The organism is Mycobacterium asiaticum (genome assembly GCF_001673635.1).
GTDB classification, from domain to species: Bacteria; Actinomycetota; Actinomycetes; order Mycobacteriales; family Mycobacteriaceae; genus Mycobacterium; species Mycobacterium asiaticum_C.
Window position 1 is genome coordinate 1 of sequence record NZ_LZMH01000067.1, and the last position, 1,238, is coordinate 1,238.

Sequence of the window (1,238 nt, forward strand, 5' to 3'; positions counted from 1 at the left end):
AACACAGCAGCCAAACCATCCCACGCCGACGCCACCGACGCCATCGGCGCCGAACCCGCGCCCAACAGCATGTTCAGCGAGTTGATCTCGGGAGGCAAGGTCAGAAAACTCACCGGCTCAATCCTCTTCCTTACATTGCAGGAAAGCTTCTTTGGGGTAGGAGGTGCTGCAGAACAACGGTCGACCACATGGGACGGGGAAACACGTCATCAGCCGGCCACCCAGTCCGCCAACGTCTCCTGCAACGCACTGATCTGGCCGTGCAAGAAGCCGGAGACCTGGCTGCCGATGTTGCCGATACCGGAGATCAGGGCCGGGGCGTTGGCGGCCAGCGTGCTGGTGTTGGCGAAACCGGAGATGGCGTTGCCGATGTTCTGCCAGCCCGACAGCAATGAACCGGAGTTGTACCAGCCCGAGGTCAGCGCCCCGTTGGCGTTGGCGAAGCCCGAACTCAGATCGCTGGAGTTGAAGAAACCTGAAGTGCCGCTGGAATTTCCGTTGAAGAAGCCCGACGCCAACGACCCGACGGAGTTCCCGATACCTAACAGCCCCGGCACACTGAGGTTGAGTCGGCCGAGGATCGTCATCTGGATCGGTAGCTGGAAGTCCGCCGCAAACACGAGGTCCATCAGCCTGATCGGGTTGATGATGATATCTCCCGTATCGTTGTGCGTGACGACTCCATTGATGTTGGCTAGACCAAGCCCATTGACGGCGACCGGGACCGAGACCTCGATCGGGTGAATAGTGATCGGGTTGAACTGACCGGTGATCGGGATCGCCACCTTGGTAGCCGCTACGAGGTCGATCGGAATCGCCGGGAAATTGAGCGGGATGGTAATACCGTCGAGCACTTGGCTGTCGGCCAGCATGAATGAACCGGTGTTCATGCTGCCGGTGTTGAACGACCCGGTGTTGAGGTCACCTAGGTTGGCGAAGCCGGTGTTGATGCTGCCGATGTTGAAGCTGCCAGAATTCAGACTGCCGGGGTTGGCATCACCGGTGTTGAAGCTGCCGGCATTGAAACTGCCCGTGTTGTTGCTGCCGGTGTTACCGACACCGATGTTGTAGCTGCCGGTGTTGCCGATGCCGGTGTTGGCGATGCTGGTGTTGCCGATACCGGTGTTGTAATCACCGGCATTACCGATACCGGTGTTGCCATTGCCGGAGTTGAAAAAGCCGCGGTTACCGTGACCGGAGTTGAACAACCCGACGTTATCGGTGCCCGCGTTCAACCC

The 1,238-nt window shown here is 59.3% G+C and carries 1 protein-coding gene and 1 pseudogene; both read right to left on the reverse strand.

Annotated features, from left to right (window positions below; all coding sequences use genetic code 11):
* On the reverse strand, positions 1–188 hold a 188-nt coding region (locus A5645_RS29450), incomplete at its 3' end, for a PPE domain-containing protein (protein ID WP_436405509.1).
* A gap of 21 nt (positions 189–209) precedes the next feature.
* Positions 210–1,238 (reverse strand): annotated as a pseudogene (locus tag A5645_RS18560) (hypothetical protein); the annotation flags it as partial.